This is a genomic window from Streptomyces sp. NPDC030798 (assembly GCF_055572275.1).
Genome location: NZ_JBVIDR010000037.1, coordinates 1 through 1,250 on the forward strand (window position 1 = coordinate 1; position 1,250 = coordinate 1,250).

1 protein-coding gene is annotated in these 1,250 nt (G+C 68.3%); it reads left to right on the forward strand.

Annotation, left to right across the window (positions count from 1 at the left end):
* Nucleotides 1–1,250, forward strand: a 1,250-nt coding sequence (locus ACZ404_RS36850) for an amino acid adenylation domain-containing protein (protein ID WP_468447759.1), incomplete at both ends; no start/stop codon positions are given.

Genomic DNA, 1,250 nt, shown 5'->3' on the forward strand with positions numbered 1-1,250 from the left:
GTCGAGGTGTCGTATGCGGAGTTGGATGCGCGGGCGAACCGGTTGGCGCGGTTGCTGATCGGGCGTGGTGTGGGCCCGGAGTCGGTGGTTGCGGTGGTGATGGAGCGCGGCGTGGAGCTGGTGGTGTCGCTGCTGGCGGTGGTGAAGGCCGGTGGTGCGTATCTGCCGGTGGATCCGGAGTATCCGGCCGGTCGTGTCGAGGCCGTTCTTGCCGATGCCGGGCCGGTGTGTGTGCTCAGCACGACGGCGCTGAGCGGGGTGGTGCCGGATGGTGTGGTCCGGGTTGCAGTGGACGATCCGGCGGTGGTGGCGGAGTTGGCGGGGCTGTCGGCGCTGGCTCCTGTGGTGGGGGTGCTGCCTGCGCATCCGGCGTATGTGATCTTCACGTCGGGCTCGACCGGGCGTCCCAAGGGCGTTGTGGTGCCGCATGCGGGGATCGTGAACCGGCTGGCGTGGATGCAGGAACTGTCCGGCCTGTCGGCCGGGGATCGGGTGCTGCAGAAGACGCCGTTCGGGTTCGACGTCAGTGTGTGGGAGTTTTTCTGGCCGTTGGTGCAGGGTGCGGCGTTGGTGCTTGCCCGTCCGGGTGGGCATCGGGAGCCCGGCTATCTTGTCGAGTTGATTCAGGGCGAGAACGTCACGGTGACGCATTTCGTGCCGTCGATGCTGGAGACGTTCCTGCGTGAGCCGGCGGCTGCCGACTGCAGCGGGTTGCGGGCGGTGTTCTGCAGTGGTGAGGCGCTGCCGGGGCCGTTGCGGGACCGGTTTGTCGAAGTGCTGGCGGGTGTGCCGCTGTTCAACCTGTACGGGCCCACGGAGGCGTCCGTCGACGTGACCGCGGCGCGCTGTGTTGTCAGTGATGGTGCGGTGGTGCCGATCGGTGGGCCGGTGGCCAATACCCGGGTGTATGTGCTGGATGGTTCGCTGTCTCCGGTGCCGGTGGGTGTCGAGGGTGAGTTGTACCTGGCGGGTGTGCAGTTGGCGCGCGGGTATGTGGGGCGTGCGGGTCTGACCGCGGAGCGGTTCGTGGCCTGCCCGTTCGCCGAGGGCGGGAGGATGTACCGCACGGGTGACCGGGTTCGCTGGAGCGCCGATGGCCAGTTGGTGTATCTGGGGCGTGCCGATGACCAGGTGAAGATCCGTGGTTTCCGGATCGAGCCGGGTGAGGTGCAGGCCGTGTTGGCCGCCCATTCTGCCGTGGCCCAGGTCGCCGTCGTCGCTCGCGAGGACGTCCCCGGTGACATCCGCCT